Raw genomic sequence first — 1652 nt, 5'->3', positions numbered from 1 at the left:
TGTCTTATCCTGATATAGGTAGACACATTTACAAACTAATAAATGTGTTACTATTATGACTTCAAAACGAAAGCTTTATCGTGAAGATGAAAAACTGTTTTTTCTTCACTCTTACTACCAATCAGGTATGAGTAAGCATGCCTTTTGCCGGGCACATGGCATTTGTTGCCCTGCCTTGCTAAATAGTTGGATTAAAAAGTATTCAAATTTAGCAGAAGAGCTATCTTTGCCTTCTGAACAAGAATCACCAGATATGTCCAATCGCAGCAAGGAAGCCTACAAAGATGAAAATGCCCAATTAAAAAAGCGCATTAAAGAGCTGGAGAAAGCTCTGTCTTTCTCCAAGCTGGAAACAGAAGCCCGTGAGTTGATGATTACGCGTGCTGAAGAACTCTTCAACATCCCTATCAGAAAAAAATCTGGGGCCAAATCGTAACGGAACTGGTCAGTCAGCGCAACCTGAAAGTTGCGTTGGCCTGCCGTCTGTTTGGCCATTGTCGTCAAGCCTACTACCAGTCAAAGGCTGACATTGAGAGTCAGATACATAGGGAACGTCTCATGCTGGATGCTGTCCGTGATATCCGTATCGAAGATCCGGGTATAGGCTGTTACAAACTGTGGATTATGCTCACCGTGCTTTTTGGAGCCGGGTTCATGCCTGGGCGGGACAGCTTTTATGCATTGCTCCGGCAACACCGCTTGATGCTTCCTGCCCGCAAGACCCGGCATACGACGAACTCCAACCATCGCTACCACAAGTGGAAGAACCTAATCAAAGGACTGACCTTGACTTCAGCCAACCAGTTGTGGGTCAGCGACATTACTTATATACCACTTGCCAATGGTGAAGTCTGTTATCTGCATCTGATTACGGATGCCTACTCCCATAAGATAGTGGGATGGGTGCTTGCCGACACCTTACGGGTATCGGCAACCATCAATGCATTGCAACAGGCTATAGAGCAGGCTGTTGAAATGACAGGAGATGAAAATCTTACGGGCCTGATACATCACTCGGACCGTGGCGTACAATACAGTTGCGACCCATACGTGGCACTTCTTCAGAAACATGGCATTGCCATCAGTATGACGGAAGACTACAAACCCACCGACAATGCCGTTGCGGAACGTATCAACGGGATTATTAAGGCGGAAAGCAGCCATCCTCGAGGCCGGTTCAACGACATCGGGCATGCAAGAAATGTCATAGCTCGCTACATACATTTCTATAACCATCGCAGACCGCATATGAGTATCGGGTATAAAATACCTGCTGTGGCGCATCTGGAGAAGGGAATACAGAAGAAAATGTGGAAGAAGAAAAAATATCCTTCCACAAGTAGCAATAAAAAGAAGGATGCAATATCTTTGCAAAGCCGGACAGCAAGTCCGGGCGAAGGCGCAGGACAGCGCACCTGACAAAGACAGAATGCCTCTTTTAGGGGCACCCAGTCTTGCCGGACAAGCAAGCACGGGCTCTGCAAATGCAGCAGGATGACTGTCAACAGAATCAGGACAACTCACTTTGCTGTGTCTACTATATCAGCAGGGCTTGGGAAGAAGTGACTACTGAACCAGTACAACATTCCAAGAACCGTCTACTGATATCGGTTATAAAAAGAAAAAGCGTCTAGCTAAATCAGGAAAAGACA

2 protein-coding genes are annotated in these 1652 nt (G+C 46.2%); both read left to right on the top strand.

Annotation, left to right across the window (positions count from 1 at the left end; translation table 11 throughout):
* Window positions 1-55 precede the first annotated feature (55 nt).
* Window positions 56-436: a transposase gene (locus H3001_RS19045; RefSeq protein WP_005829611.1), complete on the top strand. Its 381-nt coding sequence runs from the start codon at window positions 56-58 to the stop codon at window positions 434-436.
* Entirely contained in the window at window positions 418-1419 is a 1002-nt protein-coding gene (locus tag H3001_RS19040; RefSeq protein ID WP_317170799.1) for an IS3 family transposase, read from the top strand. Before H3001_RS19045 ends, H3001_RS19040 begins: the two co-directional genes overlap by 19 nt.
* Window positions 1420-1652 lie beyond the last annotated feature (233 nt).

It is taken from the genome of Phocaeicola faecicola (genome assembly GCF_013618865.1).
Lineage (GTDB): Bacteria > Bacteroidota > Bacteroidia > Bacteroidales > Bacteroidaceae > Phocaeicola > Phocaeicola faecicola.
The sequence above is the reverse complement of the archived record's forward strand: the minus strand, read 5'-3'. Positions and strand labels throughout refer to the sequence as shown.

Excerpts from the sequence above, each read along its gene's own strand:
- H3001_RS19045 (WP_005829611.1), top strand. The coding sequence starts at position 56 with ATGACTTCAAAACGAAAGCTTTATCGTGAAGATGAAAAACTGTTTTTT.